Annotated in this window: 16 protein-coding genes; 8 read left to right on the top strand and 8 right to left on the bottom strand. The window is 52.3% G+C overall.

Going from position 1 to position 15,364, the window contains the following annotated elements; all coding sequences use genetic code 11:
- Positions 1–101 precede the first annotated feature (101 nt).
- Positions 102–1,106, bottom strand: coding sequence for a CAF17-like 4Fe-4S cluster assembly/insertion protein YgfZ (gene ygfZ, locus LG200_RS07870; RefSeq protein ID WP_226757020.1), 1,005 nt, complete (start codon positions 1,104–1,106; stop codon positions 102–104).
- Between the two features lie 28 nt (positions 1,107–1,134).
- On the opposite strand from ygfZ, the gene LG200_RS07865 reads away from it, so the two are divergent.
- From LG200_RS07865 to LG200_RS07855, 3 genes are all read left to right on the top strand, one after another.
- Positions 1,135–1,605, top strand: a complete 471-nt coding sequence (locus LG200_RS07865) for a protein YgfX (RefSeq protein WP_226757019.1) — start codon at positions 1,135–1,137, stop codon at positions 1,603–1,605.
- Positions 1,606–1,784: 179 nt separating this feature from the next.
- On the top strand, positions 1,785–2,129 hold the full coding sequence (locus LG200_RS07860) for a helix-turn-helix domain-containing protein (protein ID WP_226757018.1): 345 nt from the start codon (positions 1,785–1,787) through the stop codon (positions 2,127–2,129).
- Complete coding sequence (locus tag LG200_RS07855; protein ID WP_226757017.1) at positions 2,113–3,363, top strand: type II toxin-antitoxin system HipA family toxin; 1,251 nt, start codon at positions 2,113–2,115, stop codon at positions 3,361–3,363. Before LG200_RS07860 ends, LG200_RS07855 begins: the two co-directional genes overlap by 17 nt.
- An 88-nt stretch (positions 3,364–3,451) precedes the next feature.
- On the opposite strand, the gene LG200_RS07850 is transcribed toward LG200_RS07855, so the two are convergent.
- The 7 genes from LG200_RS07850 to LG200_RS07820 all read right to left on the bottom strand — a co-directional run bounded on the left by LG200_RS07850 (position 3,452) and on the right by LG200_RS07820 (position 9,327).
- Positions 3,452–3,826 carry a hypothetical protein gene (locus LG200_RS07850; protein ID WP_226757016.1) on the bottom strand — a complete coding sequence of 125 codons (375 nt, stop codon included), beginning with the start codon at positions 3,824–3,826 and terminating at the stop codon, positions 3,452–3,454.
- Between the two features lie 158 nt (positions 3,827–3,984).
- Positions 3,985–4,968, bottom strand: a complete 984-nt coding sequence (locus LG200_RS07845; RefSeq protein ID WP_226757015.1) for a VWA domain-containing protein — start codon at positions 4,966–4,968, stop codon at positions 3,985–3,987.
- 8 nt (positions 4,969–4,976) lie between these two features.
- Positions 4,977–5,513, bottom strand: coding sequence for a tetratricopeptide repeat protein (locus LG200_RS07840; protein ID WP_226757014.1), 537 nt, complete (start codon positions 5,511–5,513; stop codon positions 4,977–4,979).
- Positions 5,504–6,484 carry a vWA domain-containing protein gene (locus tag LG200_RS07835; protein ID WP_226757013.1) on the bottom strand — a complete coding sequence of 327 codons (981 nt, stop codon included), beginning with the start codon at positions 6,482–6,484 and terminating at the stop codon, positions 5,504–5,506. Before LG200_RS07835 ends, LG200_RS07840 begins: the two co-directional genes overlap by 10 nt.
- Complete coding sequence (locus LG200_RS07830; RefSeq protein WP_226757012.1) at positions 6,485–7,429, bottom strand: hypothetical protein; 945 nt, start codon at positions 7,427–7,429, stop codon at positions 6,485–6,487.
- Positions 7,430–7,431: 2 nt separating this feature from the next.
- Positions 7,432–8,295 carry a DUF58 domain-containing protein gene (locus tag LG200_RS07825; RefSeq protein ID WP_226757011.1) on the bottom strand — a complete coding sequence of 288 codons (864 nt, stop codon included), beginning with the start codon at positions 8,293–8,295 and terminating at the stop codon, positions 7,432–7,434.
- Between the two features lie 15 nt (positions 8,296–8,310).
- Entirely contained in the window at positions 8,311–9,327 is a 1,017-nt protein-coding gene (locus LG200_RS07820) for an AAA family ATPase (RefSeq protein WP_226757010.1), read from the bottom strand.
- A 299-nt stretch (positions 9,328–9,626) separates the two neighbouring features.
- Here LG200_RS07820 and fabA point away from each other — a divergent pair, with 299 nt between their 5' ends.
- The 5 genes from fabA (at position 9,627) to LG200_RS07795 (ending at position 15,349) form a co-directional block, all read left to right on the top strand.
- Positions 9,627–10,142: a 3-hydroxyacyl-[acyl-carrier-protein] dehydratase FabA gene (gene fabA, locus LG200_RS07815; RefSeq protein ID WP_226757009.1), complete on the top strand. Its 516-nt coding sequence runs from the start codon at positions 9,627–9,629 to the stop codon at positions 10,140–10,142.
- Positions 10,143–10,221: 79 nt separating this feature from the next.
- Complete coding sequence (gene fabB, locus LG200_RS07810) at positions 10,222–11,451, top strand: beta-ketoacyl-ACP synthase I (RefSeq protein ID WP_226757008.1); 1,230 nt, start codon at positions 10,222–10,224, stop codon at positions 11,449–11,451.
- 63 nt (positions 11,452–11,514) lie between these two features.
- A complete protein-coding gene (locus LG200_RS07805; protein WP_226757007.1) occupies positions 11,515–12,936 on the top strand; it encodes an aminotransferase-like domain-containing protein in 1,422 nt (473 codons plus the stop codon).
- Between the two features lie 187 nt (positions 12,937–13,123).
- Positions 13,124–14,062 carry a LysR family transcriptional regulator gene (locus tag LG200_RS07800; RefSeq protein ID WP_226757006.1) on the top strand — a complete coding sequence of 313 codons (939 nt, stop codon included), beginning with the start codon at positions 13,124–13,126 and terminating at the stop codon, positions 14,060–14,062.
- Between the two features lie 87 nt (positions 14,063–14,149).
- Complete coding sequence (locus LG200_RS07795) at positions 14,150–15,349, top strand: NAD-dependent formate dehydrogenase (RefSeq protein WP_226757005.1); 1,200 nt, start codon at positions 14,150–14,152, stop codon at positions 15,347–15,349.
- The last annotated feature ends 15 nt before the right edge of the window (positions 15,350–15,364 follow it).

Here is a 15,364-nt window from a genome sequence, read left to right as displayed (position 1 = left end):
GAAGTGAAAAACCTTAATTATTTATATAAATGATAATCATTATCACTATATGGGTCAATGCATCCATGCTTCGCTCTCTTACAGCGGCTTTTGAAAAATATCTATTTTTCAAGTGAGTAGGGTAATGACAGCAGTCCCATCACATTTCCCTGCCAGGACACAGGCCCATTTTCCAGGCTTTCCAGGCGTATTTCTGCCAAGACATCATATCCTCCTCCTGGGTTTGGTGCGCTACGAACGATTTGCCCTGTCACAGCACCAGTTGCATCCTGCACCTCGTCGCCAGCATTAGGGCGTGAGTCGGTAGCGATATGGGCCAATTGTGTACGGCGCTTGACCTTGCCGAGGTAATGCGTCCTGGCCACGATTTCCTGGCCGGTGTAGCAACCCTTCTTGAAATTGATGCCGTTCAGCGCATCCAGGTTGATCATTTGCGGTACAAATGCTTCTTGCGTGGCAGGCACAATCTCGGGGATGCCGGCGTGGATCTCCCGCAAGTCCCAGTCTGTCTTGTTGGCAGGAGTGGCATGCTGACTGAGGGCAGACCAAATGCCAGCCGCTTTTTCAGCGGGAATGATGATTTCATATCGAGCGAGCGCGCCAGGCAGCCGAATGATCATGACATCCTCGAATGTGCTTGTTGCATATTCAGTCTGTGGAACGTTGCCAAACAGGGCCTGCAGGGCGCTGCTGGCCTGGTTACCGGCAATGCCCAGGCGCACCGTGGCATCACTGATATCCTTGATCACGACTTTTGAGCGTAATACGTACATTCTTAAACGCTTGCTGACCGCCTCCAGCAGGGCGCGGTCAAATTGCAGGTAAACCGTGTCCTGGCGGGCAAACGCAAGGAACAGTGCCAATAGCCTGCCTTTAGGCGTGCAATAACCACTGTAATGGCCTTGTGTGCCATCCAGCTTTTTCACGTCGTTGGTGACTTGACCTTGCAGGAAGGTGACGGCATCCTCTCCCTCCAGTGACAACAGCCCATAATGTGACAGGTCTGTGAGGATAGTGGCATCGCTGGCCGGCTTGTGGCTGAAGCTGACATTGCCATCATTGACTGATGCGTCCTGGGTAAGCAGGAATTCGTGCCATAGACTCATGAATAATCCTTGGTAAATACAAATGGATATGCAGAAAAGAGTTCAATATTATAGCGTGAAGCCGCTGACCTTGATCTTGCGGCCATCCCGCATTTTAGCCTTTGGTTTTGCGATTGCAGGTGTAGTGACAGGCATAACCGCGTTGTTAATTCCTATGATGTGGTGGCTGAAGGGCATCTTGCTCTTGGCTGTTGCGTGGCAAGTCATGCGGCACGCCCGTCATCAGGCGTTGAGGGCGCATCCAGAGTCGTGTATCCGGCTGGAATTGGACAGCAAGGGCGATCTGTATGTATTGAAACGCAGCGGAAAAAGAGAAAAAGCACAAGTGCTGGGCAGCAGTTTTGTCAGCAGCTATCTGACCATGCTCAATTTAAAACTGGGGCGTGGCCGCACCCATTGCGTGATTGTGCCTGACGCAGTTGACCCAACCGAGTTCAGGCGTCTGCGGGTATGGTTGCGCTGGGGAGTGCATGGGAGAGTGGAAGGGCATGAGCTTTGAGCGGCATAGCAAAAAGCTGCGGAATTTAGATCGGTGGTTTGCGCTTCCTATGCGGATTGTGAATGATCATCGTTTCAAGTTCTGATTGACCGTCAATATTTATCACATCCTCAAACACTTGCATGTTTAAATAAAGATCAATAAAATGATTTTTAAGTTAATTTAAATTTATTTTATTGATGTCAAAGCGCTCAAGCTCTATTCTCGGCACCCATAGCGAAGTATCAACTTCATTGGAGTTGCTCGGCCACAGACTACGTGCGCATCGCATTGCACAAGGCTGGACTATCAAGGAAATGGCCGAGCGTTTGTTTTGTTCCCAGAACACCTACCGCGCCATTGAGACAGGCAAGCCCACGGCCAGCATCGGTATCATGGCTAATGCATTATGGCTGTTTGGCCAACTCGACTCCCTTGATCATCTCGCGCCTCTGCCTTATCCAACAACGCTTGCCAAGCGCGTGAGAAAACCAGCCAGCAAGTTTGCAGCTGGTGCCATCAGTGAGGATGAACGTGATTTCTGAGCGCAAACTGTACGTGGGACTTGCCACTGAGACAAACCAAGCACCAGTGGCAACAGGATTGCTGAAGCTGTTGCGTCGCGGCAATATCGAGTCAGGCGAGTTTGCCTATGGCAAACAATATCTTGCCTTGCCTTCCTCCATTGCACTCAACCATGACTATCTGCCTTTAACACCAGGAATACTACCGTTGTCCGAGAGTCGTCTGCGTGACGGCGGTGCTTTGCCCTTGACATTCAAGGACGCATTGCCCGATAGCTGGGGGCGTAGAGTGCTTGAGGCCCAACGTGGTGGTCCTTTGGATGATCTAAATGTATTGCTGCTGACCAATGCAGATCGGGTTGGCGCAATGGTATTTAGTGAGGCACTGCCAATGTTGCCAGAGCATGACGAAACTGCCCTGGTTGCTCTAGAAGCACTCGCCAAGTCAGTGAGAGCGCTTGAACTGGGTATGGAAGTTACTCCCCAAATGCGCAGGCTACTGCATGGGGGTGGCTCACTGGGAGGAGCCCGACCCAAGGCCACCTTTACTCATGACCAACGACGATGGATTGCCAAGTTTCCATCCGCAGCAGATACACACGATGTTGAGTTACTGGAAATCAGCCTGCTGAAACTGGCATCTCTGTGTGGCATCGAAGTATCTCCTGCGCACCTGGTACCCATCCTTCAGGGACATGCCATCCTGATCCAGCGCTTTGACCGTCATGGGGCAATCGAGAAAGAAAGCCGCCAGCATTATCTGTCGGCTGCGGCGTTGCTGAATGTGCCATATGAGAATGGCATGGGCAGTTATGAAGAATTTGCGCAGGTGATACGTAGGCTATCCATCAATCCACGCGAAGATCTGCACCAGCTCTATCGTAGAATGATATTCAACCTGGTGGTGGACAATACGGATGATCACGTCAAGAATCATGGCATGCTGCATGTCGGTCATGGGCAATATCGACTTGCTCCGGCATTCGATATCGAAATGCAGCTCAGGAACCTGGGTTATCAGGAGCTTGCTATCATCCCCGGTCAACAGCAATCCAGCATTCGACTGGCGTTGGAAGTGTCAGCGGCCTTTGGCATCAATCAACAGCATGCCGCAACCATCATTCGAGAGATTGAAACTACTGTGCAGCAGCATCTCACCTCAATTGCTGCATCCCTTGGCGCAACTCTAGCGTTTCAATCAACAATTGAGGAATGCCTGAAACGGCAACGTGAGATCATTCATGGCGCGGTGTAGGTCAAGAATGCACGATGTCAATGACACGAAATAGCTAAAACTAAGCCCTCATCATGAGGGCTTGGGTGTACTGAGCTCAGATAATGGATTACCTTATGCTTGAACAACGGCGATCCCAATAGGTGTCAAATTGATTCCTTTTGAATTCCTCGACTTCTAAGATTGGGTCATCAGGTTCTATCCATACCGAATTAAAACTTTCAGTTTCTTTATCGTAAATTTTCATGAAGCGAACCCATTCCGGCTTGCTTGTCCTGAGAATTTCACCACAGAGGTTCAGGCTGTCGCTGAACTCCGTCACAATCAACTGCCTAAGTTCAATGTTTTCACGGCTGGATTGCTCTTTCAATATATCTTGCTTGGCATCTGCTTCGAATACTTTTTTATCTGAATACGAGGTTGCATGGGCTTGGCATTGAAATGCCATCATCCACATCGTCAAGGCAATTGCAAACAACTTCATACTATTTTCCTGATAATGCATAGGACTGGGATTGTAATAGATTGATGCGCTTGGTTGACCTTTTTCAACTTTTCATCGGTTGGATAGCATTGCCTGTTGGTTATGGCGCCTGCCAAGCTATTGCCACCAATTTCCTGTCATTCCGCTAACTTAAAGAGTTAGTTTGCTGTTCTACGACTCAATATTCGCCTGAGTAATTTAATCAGGCGTTGCGGAGCATAAGAGCTGAGTACCAGCAGGCCGGAGACCAGCACCAGCAGCCAGTCTATCTGCATGGGTGAAAAATCGCGCCTGCTTGGCTTGAGGTCGTCCATGGCAGACTTCACATTCATCATGCTCTCGCCATTGACATAATTTGCGCCAATTTCCTTGCTTAGTTTGAGCAGGTATTCCTCATCCAGCCTGGACTGGTACCTGTCATTTTCACTGCTGGCAGTGCCGTCATCCCGGTTGCCGAAGTTCTGTTGGGAAATTTGCGCAATGCCGGGTTGCATGGTGAAGTTTTCTGCAGACCAGTAGCCGATCACTTTGTTGCTTTCATCCAGTTTGGGGATGGGCTTGGGATCCTTGCTGCCAATGCCGACGATCAGCCAGCCGTTGCCGCCCTGGAAGTTGCTGAGGTCGCGCGTGTTGAATGCATGGAGGCGCGGCGCTTCTTCACCGTCAGTAAAGAATATCGGCTGGGTGGGTTCCGGCATGGTGCGCAGCAGGCGGCTCAATGAATCCACGCCTTCCCGCAGGCGGGTGTTGCCTGACCATGCCTGGCGCCACTCGGCACGGGCGATTGTGTCCTGGATGGCGGCATAGCTGGCGCATACCTCGATCGGGGTATAAAGCGCGGCTACACTGAGGCCTGAAAAGAACGTGAGGCTGACGCGACTGCCGCAGGGCATGGCGGCTACCAAGTCATGCATCATGTGCTTGGCATATTCCAGCCTTGTCACTTCCCTGCCGCGCCAGAACATGCCTTTGGTGTTCATGCTCTGGCTGATGTCGACAACCAGCATGTAGCTATAGATATTCCGCGGCATGGGCACCGTGGGCTTGAATGCGGCTGCAACCAGCAACAGCATGGCGATCGCAAGCAGCGCGGTGTCGCGATGGAAATACCGGCGCAATAATGAAAGCAGGCGTTTCAGCATACCGGCCTTCAAGGCAACCCTACCGGGATGTTGCCCATGATCAGGCCAGGTGAGTCGGATTCACCCACGCCTGGAGTGGGGGTCGCAGGAAGCATGCTCAATACACGGTCAAGGTTATGCTTGGCATCCCAGAAGGTATGGTCCAGCCTGAGTGATTGTTCATAGGCGGTGCGCGCCTGGTTGAGCAGGTATTCCGTTTCGTCACGCACCGTGATGTCGCGGCCGTTGATGGCCAGGCCGCGCAGGAAGAAAATGTTGCCGGTATTGTATTGCACTGCCGATTTCTGGGTGTCCGACCCTTGTTCCAGCAACTGGCCGAATAGTTGGGTGGCTTCCTGGAAACGGCCATTGTTGGCCTGCCAGTAGGCAACAGCAAACTTGGCCTCGTAAGACTGCTTGTGGCTGGTGGGCGTCTTGCCTTCCTGGATCGCCTGATTGAAATTGCGGATTTCACGGATCTCATTGGCCTGCCATATGGCGATGGCGGCAGATGCCAGTGCCACGCCTGCCAGTACCAATGTCAGTTTTCTTGCGCTTAATGCCATGTTCTTACCTCGATGAATTTTGCCGCCAGCAACAATGCCAGCAGAAATGCTGCCAATGCGTAGCAATAAGGAGAGTAGTCGCGCCCAGGGATTTCCTCCAGATAGCGGATCGGCTTCTTTTCCTTGCGATTGATGTCTTCTATCGCGGCAGCCAATGACTTGGGGTCTTCCGCTTCATAGGCCTGATAGCCGGTATTCAGGGTCTTGAAGAATTCGTTGAGTTCAATCGAGGGAGGCAGCGGCCTGTCTTCCTGAGGCTTGAAGCTGGTGTCGAAAATACTGATTGCACCTGGCTGGCGCAGGACAATCCAGTACAGCGTGACATTCATGCGCTCCAGCCAGTCACGGATTTTCTGCTGGGTGTTGGCGCCAATACGGCCGCCGCCATCTGATAACAGAATGATGGCGCGTGAACCGGAATCCGGTGTTTTGTCGAATTGGGCCAGGCCGCTGGTGAGGCCGCTGCCGATATTGGTCTGGAACAACGCAGCGCCGCCTGCCGCCCGGATGGCCGCCAGGATGGCTTCGCGGTTGTCATTGAGGGGAAGCGCATGCATGGCCGAGTTGCTGAAGGTCACCATGCCGAACATATCGTTAGTCCGTTCTTTCACAAAGTGGGTGATCAGGCGTTCAGCCGCGCCAGCCTTGGATTCACCCGCAACCCCGCTGGATTCGGCGCCTGAGAACGGATCGTCCATGCTCGCGCTGCGGTCTATGACCAATACCAACTGTGCTCCCTGGCCCATGCGCTCTATATACTGCGCATCCGTCGCCGGACCGGCAACGCCCAGCGTCATGAAGAACAATGCCAGGGCCGCCAATATCTTCAGCAGCAGGCCGATAAGGTCTGACAACCGGTCGCGTGGCAACAGGCCCAGCCAGGAATAGCTGCGGCTGTGCTGGCGTTCCAGCAACAGCGGTGCCAGCGACAGGGGCAACAGGAAAAGTAGCCACAGGTGTACAAAGCTCACTTACTTCATTCCTCTTTCGCAATCACGGCATCGGCGGCTGAATTTGCGTAGCCATACATGGGATGGCTCCTGGATGGGACTGGCTGTCGATGCATCAAAAAACACGGCCCGCGAAAGCATGAAGAACTGCTCGATTTCCTGCCTGATGGGGGCAAAACCTGGTTTGAGGTTGATGAACTCATCCGCGGTGAATACGCTTTGTCCGCTGCTCTGGTTGAAAGCCTGGTGCAGGCTGCCAAGGGCCGACTTTATGCCGCTATCGTCAGTGGTGGATTTGCGTACCTTGCGGTTGGCCTTGGCGAATGGCCCGCCCATGCGTGGCAACCAGGCACGGTTGCCCAGTATGTAAAGCAGGCCCAGCAAGGATAGGCTGAGTACTGCAACAGCGGTGTGCAAGGCCTGGCGATGCAGGCTGTCATCCAGCAACAGCGGGCCACGAAGGGGGCTCATGTCTTTTTCTATCTTCACTGAGCCATATACGGCCAAGGGAGAGATGCGGAAGCTCCAGCTCGGGATGCGAACGCGGAATAGTTTCCCATTGCCGGCAAACTTGACGAATTCAGGAGGTAACGCCGCTGGCTTCGCGACAATGCTGGAGGTAAATACCTGGTAATTAAGCTCCAGTGTGTAGATATTAAAGCCGCCTTGATGGCTTTCGCTCATTTTGCTGGAGTAAATCTCAATGCCCTGTTCTTTGTTTCGGTATTTTTTCTGGTTGCCGACCAATGGCAATGAGGTAGGCAGGAGGTGATAAGTGTCCGCCACCTTGAGGGTGATGGTGCGCTTAAGCACGTCACCCACATGATAGCCCACCTCACGGTCCGGATTGATTTCCGTGATTTCTACCGGAGGATGATCCTTGTTGATGGCCGGCTCCTCAGCCCACGCCGATGATAATGAGCCTAGCAGGAACAGGGAAAACGCAATAAAGGTGGGGAGTTTCATGGTCATGCCGTCACAAACTGGTAGAAGTATTCGGTAAGTGCATCGGCATCAAAGCCTTGCTCTATAAAAAATGGAGGCAGGTCATAACGCATGAACAAGGCCTGCAATGCGGCATGCCGCTCTGCAAATGCTGCTTGAATGCGGGCATGAGTCTGTTTGCGCAGTAACAAGGTGCGTTTCTCGCCGGTTTCGCTATCGGTGACATGGGTAAGGCCAAACTCCGGCATGGCCTTGTATTCCGCTGCATCCCATAACACGATGGGCACCACATGATGCCGCTGCATCAGGATCAGGGCTTCTTCTATGGTATCCAGGGGCATATGGAAGTCGGATATCAGCAATACCAGCGAGCGTTCACGCGGCAAGTGCTGGGCGACCTCGAGCAATCCATTGCCGTCCACATGGGGCGGGCGGTAGTGCTGCAGTTGTTCTGCCAGTGCATAGGCTGCCTGCACACGTACGCTGGGCTGGCTGATCCAGTCCTCGCGCACCACGGTATCAAAGCCGATAAAGCCAAATGGATCATTGATCCTGGAGGCTGACTGAGCAGCGGATGCCGTAATTTCTGCTGCGATTTTCAGTTTGTTTGTATGGCCGGAAAAGCCCATTGAGCCAGATAGATCGCAAGCGACAAAGACAGGCGTGGCGCTGCGCTGGTTATAAATCCTGACATATATCTGCTCCATTGGGTCGCGCAGTGTGAGGCGCAGGTCAATGCGGCGTGGATCGGGATAGGAAATCAACGGCGCATGGCCGACGAAGTCCATCCCCAGCCCGCGCTGCACACTGACATGGCGGCCAGGGTGGCGGCCACGGGAGCGCCATCCGACCTGGTAGGTAAATTCTTTTGCGAGTTCAGGCACCATCCTGTTCAACCCTGCTTATGGGGCGGTGATCAAGCAGGTGAGCTGGTTCAGCAGGTCACGGGCGATTTCGCTACGGCGCATTTCATAGATCGGGCTGAATACCAGCCGGTGTGCGATGGTTTCATGGAATACGGCGTGAATATCTTCCGGTACCACTGCATCACGATTATTCAGCCACGCATTAACGCGTGCGGCACGCATCATCATGGCGATACCGCGGGGACTCGCTCCAGCCAATACCAGCCGCTTGATGTCTACGCCTTCTATCTTGATGCCATATTCTGCCGGTTTGCGTGTTGCCAGCCAGAGGTCAAGTGCGTAACGGCGCAGGGTGGGGCTGGCTTGAACATTGGATTGAATCAGTTCGGCAATATGGTTGAGCTGGTCGAATTGCAGAATGTCCGTACTGACATTGCCGACCAATGCATCCACGTCATGGAAACGGGTATCGAAAATCAGGGATTCCATGATGTCGGCATCATTCGGTACTATGATCGGTATTTCCATCATAAAACGGTCACGTGCAGCTGATGGAATCTCGAAGGTCTCTTCCTTTTCCACCTGGTTGCGGTCGGCAAATACCAGCATATGCGGGAAATGATGTTCGCGATTGAATGCTGACAGCGTCCGTTCTGCCATGACTCGCAGCAACAATGAGTGTACTTGTGGCCGGGCACGGTTGATTTCGTTAAAGAAAAATACCGATAGATTGGTGCCGTGAGATAATAGTGGGCCTGGGCTGACATGAGGGCGGCCATCATCACCTAGATAGGTGTGGTAAACCAGATCGTTTGGCATCAGGTCTATGGTGCCTTCTATACGCTGGTAGCCGCCGCCTATGCCTCGGGTAAAGGCGCGTAGCAGGGTGGTCTTGCCAACACCGACGTCACCCTCAAGCAATACATGGCCGCGGGCAAAGATGGAGGTAGTAATCAGGCGTACGGGAGTTTGCTGACCTACGACGACTTTATTGACTTCATTTTCCAGTTGCAGCGCTTGTGTGCGCCAATCGGCCAGTTGACGGTCGCTCATTGGTGAATTCCATAAGAATAGGGTTGAGGCTGGATGCCGGAATTTTTCCCGTATGTTATGGTTTTTAATTCACGGTGTAAACAGATCGGTATACCCGTTTTGGAAAAGTGGGTCATCCAGCCTCAGAAAAGGTTTGAGGACTAGGTACACAAAGTAGATTGCACAGCTTGTACAACTCGATGTGGCAGTAGCGCTGACGGGAATTGATGAGTTGTTTTTAAAATAGTTTCACTGTCTGGGCTTTTGTTAAACAGCATTTCAGGCGAAAATACCGAAATTGATAAGTACAGAATAATTAAATGCAAAAACAGAATAGTTTTACCTTTGAAGAATTGCTCTCATGTGGGCGTGGCGAAATGTTTGGGGAGGGAAATGCACAATTACCCCTGCCGCCCATGTTGATGTTTGACCGGATCGTCTCCATAACAGAGGATGGTGGGAGATATGGTAATGGCCAGATTGTGGCCGAGCTTGATGTGAGGCCGGACCTTTGGTTTTTTGGCTGTCATTTTGAAGGTGACCCGGTAATGCCTGGCTGCCTGGGCCTGGATGCCATGTGGCAGCTGGTAGGTTTTTACCTGGGCTGGATGGGTGGCCCGGGCCGTGGTCGTGCGCTTGGTGCTGGCGAGGTGAAGTTTTCTGGCCAGGTATTGCCTAGCGGTAAGCTGATTACCTACAGGATAGACTTGAAGCGTGTGATCATGCGCAAGCTGGTAATGGGTATTGCAGATGCCCGCATGGAAATTGATGGCCGTGAAATTTATGCAGCCAATGATTTGCGTGTCGGCCTGTTTACACGTACCGATAATTTCTAGTCATGTTAGCAGGGCATAAGGCCCTGCGGCGACAGTGTCACTGTCGTTGTATCAACGAATTAATGTAGGAGAACACGCAATGCGTCGTGTCGTCGTCACTGGGATGGGCATTGTTTCCAGTCTTGGTAACAACAAATCTGAAGTGCTGGACAGCCTGCGTGAGGGCCGTTCCGGTATCACGTTCAATCAGGAATATGCAGATCATGGTTTGCGTTCGCAGGTGGCGGGCTCGGTCAAACTGAATGTGCAGGAGCTCATAGACCGCAAACTGATGCGCTTCATGGCCAATGGCCATGCCTACGCCTGGATCGCCTTGCAGGAAGCGATTGCTGATGCCAGCCTGAGCGAGGACCTGGTTTCCAATGTGCGCACCGGCATTATTGTCGGAGGAGGTGGCCCGTCCACTGAAAGCATAGAGCAGAGCAATGCCGTGCTGGCAGAAAAGGGTATCCGCCGGGTTGGCCCTTACATGGTGACCAAGGCCATGTGTAGCGGCATTGTGGCGACCCTGGCTACTGGGGCCAAGATCAAGGGCGTCAATTACAGTATCAGCTCTGCCTGCTCAACCAGCGCCCATTGTATAGGTGCCGGTGTGGAGCAGATCCAGCTTGGCAAGCAGGACATTGTGTTTGCTGGCGGTGGTGAGGAAGAGCACTGGACCTTGTCATACTTGTTTGATGCCATGGGGGCGATGTCTACCAAGTACAACGACACCCCGGACAAGGCCTCGCGGACTTATGACTCGGACCGTGATGGTTTCGTAATTTCCGGTGGCGGCGGTATTGTCGTCCTGGAGGAGTATGAACATGCCAAGGCACGTGGTGCCAGGATATATGCTGAGGTTGTAGGCTATGGCGCCACTTCCGATGGCTACGACATGGTGGCACCAAGTGGCGAGGGCGCGGTGCGCTGCATGCAACTGGCATTGCAGGGAGTGGATGATGTCGATTACATCAATACCCACGGCACCAGTACCCCTGTTGGCGATACCAAGGAGCTGGAAGCCATCCGCGAAGTATTCGGTAGCGGTGCGCATGGCAAGCTGCCAGCAATTGCTTCCACCAAGTCATTGTCTGGCCATGCGCTGGGGGCTGCTGGAGTGAATGAGGCAATTTATACCCTGCTCATGATGGAAAACAATTTCATAGCGGCTTCAGCCAATATCGACAATCTTGATCCTGCCGCAGAAGGCTTGCCGATTGTGATCAAACGTATTGACAACGCCAACATCCAGACGGCATTGTCCAACAGCTTTGGCTTTGGCGGCACCAATGCCACACTGACATTCTCGCGCAAGAATCTGGATTAGTATGCACTGCAGGCGTCTGACGCCTGTAGTCTTCCAGCCGGGTTTGTCGCCTGCAGGGATTGCATGAAACTATACGAAAAACTCGTGCATGATATTGCCGAGGCCATACGCGCAGGCGTACTGGCACCTGGCGAGAAGCTGCCCTCCATACGCCAGGCCTGCCTGAATCACAAACTCAGCCCTGCCACCATCTTCAAGGCATATTACGAACTTGAAAACCTGGGCTTGATCCGTGCCCAGCCCAAGTCTGGATATTATGTCAGCAACCATGTGCTCAAGACGCTGGCAGCGCACAATACGCCGTTGCCCGAACAGGAAAGCATGACGGTTGCTGTCAGCGATATGGTGTTTTCCATATTGAGCTCCATCAAGGACCCGGCCACTGTTCCCTTGGGCTCCGCATTCCCATGGCCTGCATTGTTTCCGCTAGAGCGCCTCTCCCGGTCCCTGGCGCGGGCGACCAAACATATGGGCGCTGCGGAAATCGTGGAGTCCTTGCCACCCGGTAACCGTCATCTGCGCAGGCAGATTGCACAACGCTATCTCATGACCGGTATCCAGGCGGATACAGACAGTATAGTGATTACCAATGGCGCATTTGAGGCGCTTAATCTATGCCTGGAGGCCGTGACTAAGCCAGGTGACCTGGTGGTGATAGAGTCCCCGGCTTTTTACGGTTGTTTGCAGGCATTGGAGCGTTTGCAACTGAAAGCGGTGGAGATTCCGGTGGATCCGGTGCGCGGCATGGATCTGGAGTATCTGGAGCAGATGCTGGAGAAATGCCCGATACGGGCTTGCTGGTCCATGACCAGCTTCCAGAATCCCATGGGAGTTTCCATGCCTCCAGATCGCAAGCAGGCATTAGTTGAGCTAGTGACGCGCTACGAGATTCCCCTGATAGAAGACGATGTGTACGGCGAACTTTATTTTGGCTTGCAGGAGCATCAACCGGCCAAGGCCTATGATAAGCAAGGCTACGTGATGCACTGCAGCTCTTTCTCCAAGACCCTGGCGCCAGGCTACCGTGTTGGATGGGCCTTGCCGGGCCGCTATGAAAAAGAAGTGGAGCGACTCAAGGTCATCACCTCGCTTTCCACCAGCACTATTGCCCAGGCTGCCATTGCTGATTTTCTCCAGCATGGTGGTTACGACCGTCATTTACGCAAGCTGCGCGCCGGGTTTGAGCTGCAACAGCATCAATACCTGCATCTGGTCGCACAGTATTTTCCAGAAGAAACGCAGGTGACACGACCTAACGGAGGTTATTTCCTCTGGATTGCCTTGCCTGAGTATGTGGATGCCTTGTTGTTGTTCCGGCAAGCGCTGGAACAGGGCGTCAGCATTGCCCCTGGGCCTATTTTCTCGGTCAGGCACCAATGCAGGCATTGCATCAGGCTTAATTACAGCAAGCCTGTAGGCCCGGATGTGGAGCGTGCATTCAAGACTTTGGGACAATTGATCTCGGCCATGAAGCTGGGCAAATAGCATTCATTAAAAGGGTCCTAATGAGCGGCTGCCGTGTCGCGACAATGGACTGTCCCATAGGTTAGCAGTAAGCTTAAGCCTTTATTTATATTACCTTATAGCAAAACAGCATAATTTCATGTTGGGCGGCAATGCATGATTGTTTGAAAGACCGATCAACCGATACGTAAGCTAAAACAAGGCCTCCATGTTTATCCGCCAGATTACTTACCTCATTGCATTAGCGAAAACAGAACATTTTGGCCGGGCAGCCCAAAGCTGCAATGTATCCCAGCCAGCTTTGTCTTCAGCTATACAGCATCTTGAGGAAGAGTTGGGCGTTACCATCATTCAACGTGGCCAGCGGTTCCAAAAATTCACGCCGGAAGGTGAACGGTTATTGATGTGGGCCCAGCGCCTGGTAGCCGACTGGGAAAGCATGAAGGAGGAAGCTTTCCGCTTTAACAATCTGTTATCTGGGGTGCTTCGCATCGGCGTCATCCCTACTACAACCTCTGTGCTGCCCCTCATTACCGGACCTTATCAAGCTGCACACTCAGGCGTGCATCTGAAACTGCTATCACTCTCAGGTGAGGAGATTGCCCGGCAACTTGATGCTTTCGAACTTGATCTTGGCATCACTTATCTTGAATATCCTGGGCTGCAAGGGTTCCGCATTCTCCCCTTGTATCGTGAACGCTATGTACTGCTGACCAGGAGCACGGGAGAGTTTTCACCTGATAAAGCCTTGAGCTGGTCGGAGATCGCGGCGCTTCCTTTATGTTTGCTTGATGGCAGTATGCAAAATCGGAGGATCATCAATGCTGCGTTCAGGGATGCCGGTGTGACGCCGAATGTGGTTGTGGAAACCAATTCGGTTTTTGCCCTCTATTCACAGGTCCGGTGCGCCGGGTTGTACAGTATCGTGCCGCATAGTTTATTAAGCTTGTTTGAAATGCGTCAGGAAGTCACGGCTATTCCATTGAGCCCAGAACTTTCAAGGCAGATTGGTTTGATTGCCCCCAAGAACCATTTATTACCGCCTGTGCTTGAAGAGTTCTGGTCAGTCACCCAGGCACTTGATTTGCAAACAAGGTTTGATAAGTTGATAACCGGCGTCTATGAACAGATTCATCTAAACAATTAGCCTTAGAGCCCCTCCGCAAAACAGAATCAGAAGCTCATGGCACTAGTATGCCATGCAACATAAAGCGAACTTCTGAGGAGAATCTAAATGGCTAAGATAGTACTGGTTTTATATGATGATCCCATGGATGGCTATCCGACATCCTATGCCCGGGATGACCTCCCACAACCTGAACGCTACCCTGACGGACAGACGTTGCCGACTCCCAAAGCTATAGATTTCAAGCCTGGTGTTTTGCTGGGCAGTGTGTCTGGAGAGCTGGGATTGCGCCAATATCTTGAATCGAATGGTCATCAACTGATCGTAACATCCAGCAAGGATGGCGCTAGTAATGTTCTTGATAAGGAATTGCCTGATGCCGAAATCGTGATATCCCAGCCCTTCTGGCCAGCTTATATGACAGCTGAGCGCTTTGCCAAGGCCGAGAAACTCAAGATGATCGTCACTGCAGGTATTGGCTCAGACCACACGGATTTGCAAGCGGCGATGGAGCACAATGTCACGGTGGCCGAAGTGACTTATTGCAATAGCAACGCAGTCGCTGAGCATGTCGTCATGTCGATACTGGCACTGGTCCGCAACTTCATTCCTTCCCACAATTGGATTACCAAGGGCGGCTGGAATATTGCAGACTGTGTATCACGTTCTTATGACCTGGAAGCCATGAATGTGGGCACGGTAGCCGCTGGCCGTATTGGTTTACGTGTATTGCGCTTGCTAAAGCCTTTCGACGTGAAGCTGCATTATATGGATCGCCACCGTTTACCAGAAGCTGTTGAAAAAGAACTGGATCTGACCTATCACAGCACGCTTGAAAGCCTCACCAAGGTGAGCGATGTGGTGACATTGAACTGTCCATTGCATCCTGAAACCGAGCATATGATCAATGAGAAAACGCTGAAGAATTTCAAGCGAGGCGCTTATCTGGTGAATACGGCTCGCGGCAAGCTGTGTGATCGTGATGCCATTGTCAGTGCGCTGGAAAGTGGCCAACTCGCTGGATATGCTGGCGACGTTTGGTTCCCTCAGCCTCCTGCGAATGATCATCCATGGCGCACCATGCCATACCATGCCATGACCCCACACATTTCAGGTACCAGCCTGTCTGCCCAAGCCAGATATGCAGCCGGAGTCCGTGAAATCCTGGAATGCTATTTCGAAAACAGGCCTATTCGCAATGAATACCTTATTGTCCAGAACGGTCAGCTGGCTGGTGTTGGCGCCCATTCTTACAGCAAAGGCAATGCCACGGGTGGTTCTGAAGAGGCGGCCAAGTTTAAGAAGTAGCGCTCTTGAATTTAC

It is taken from the genome of Methylobacillus caricis, assembly GCF_020532705.1.
In the GTDB taxonomy this organism is placed as follows: domain Bacteria; phylum Pseudomonadota; class Gammaproteobacteria; order Burkholderiales; family Methylophilaceae; genus Methylobacillus; species Methylobacillus caricis.
This window is presented reverse-complemented; position numbering and strand designations above follow the sequence as displayed.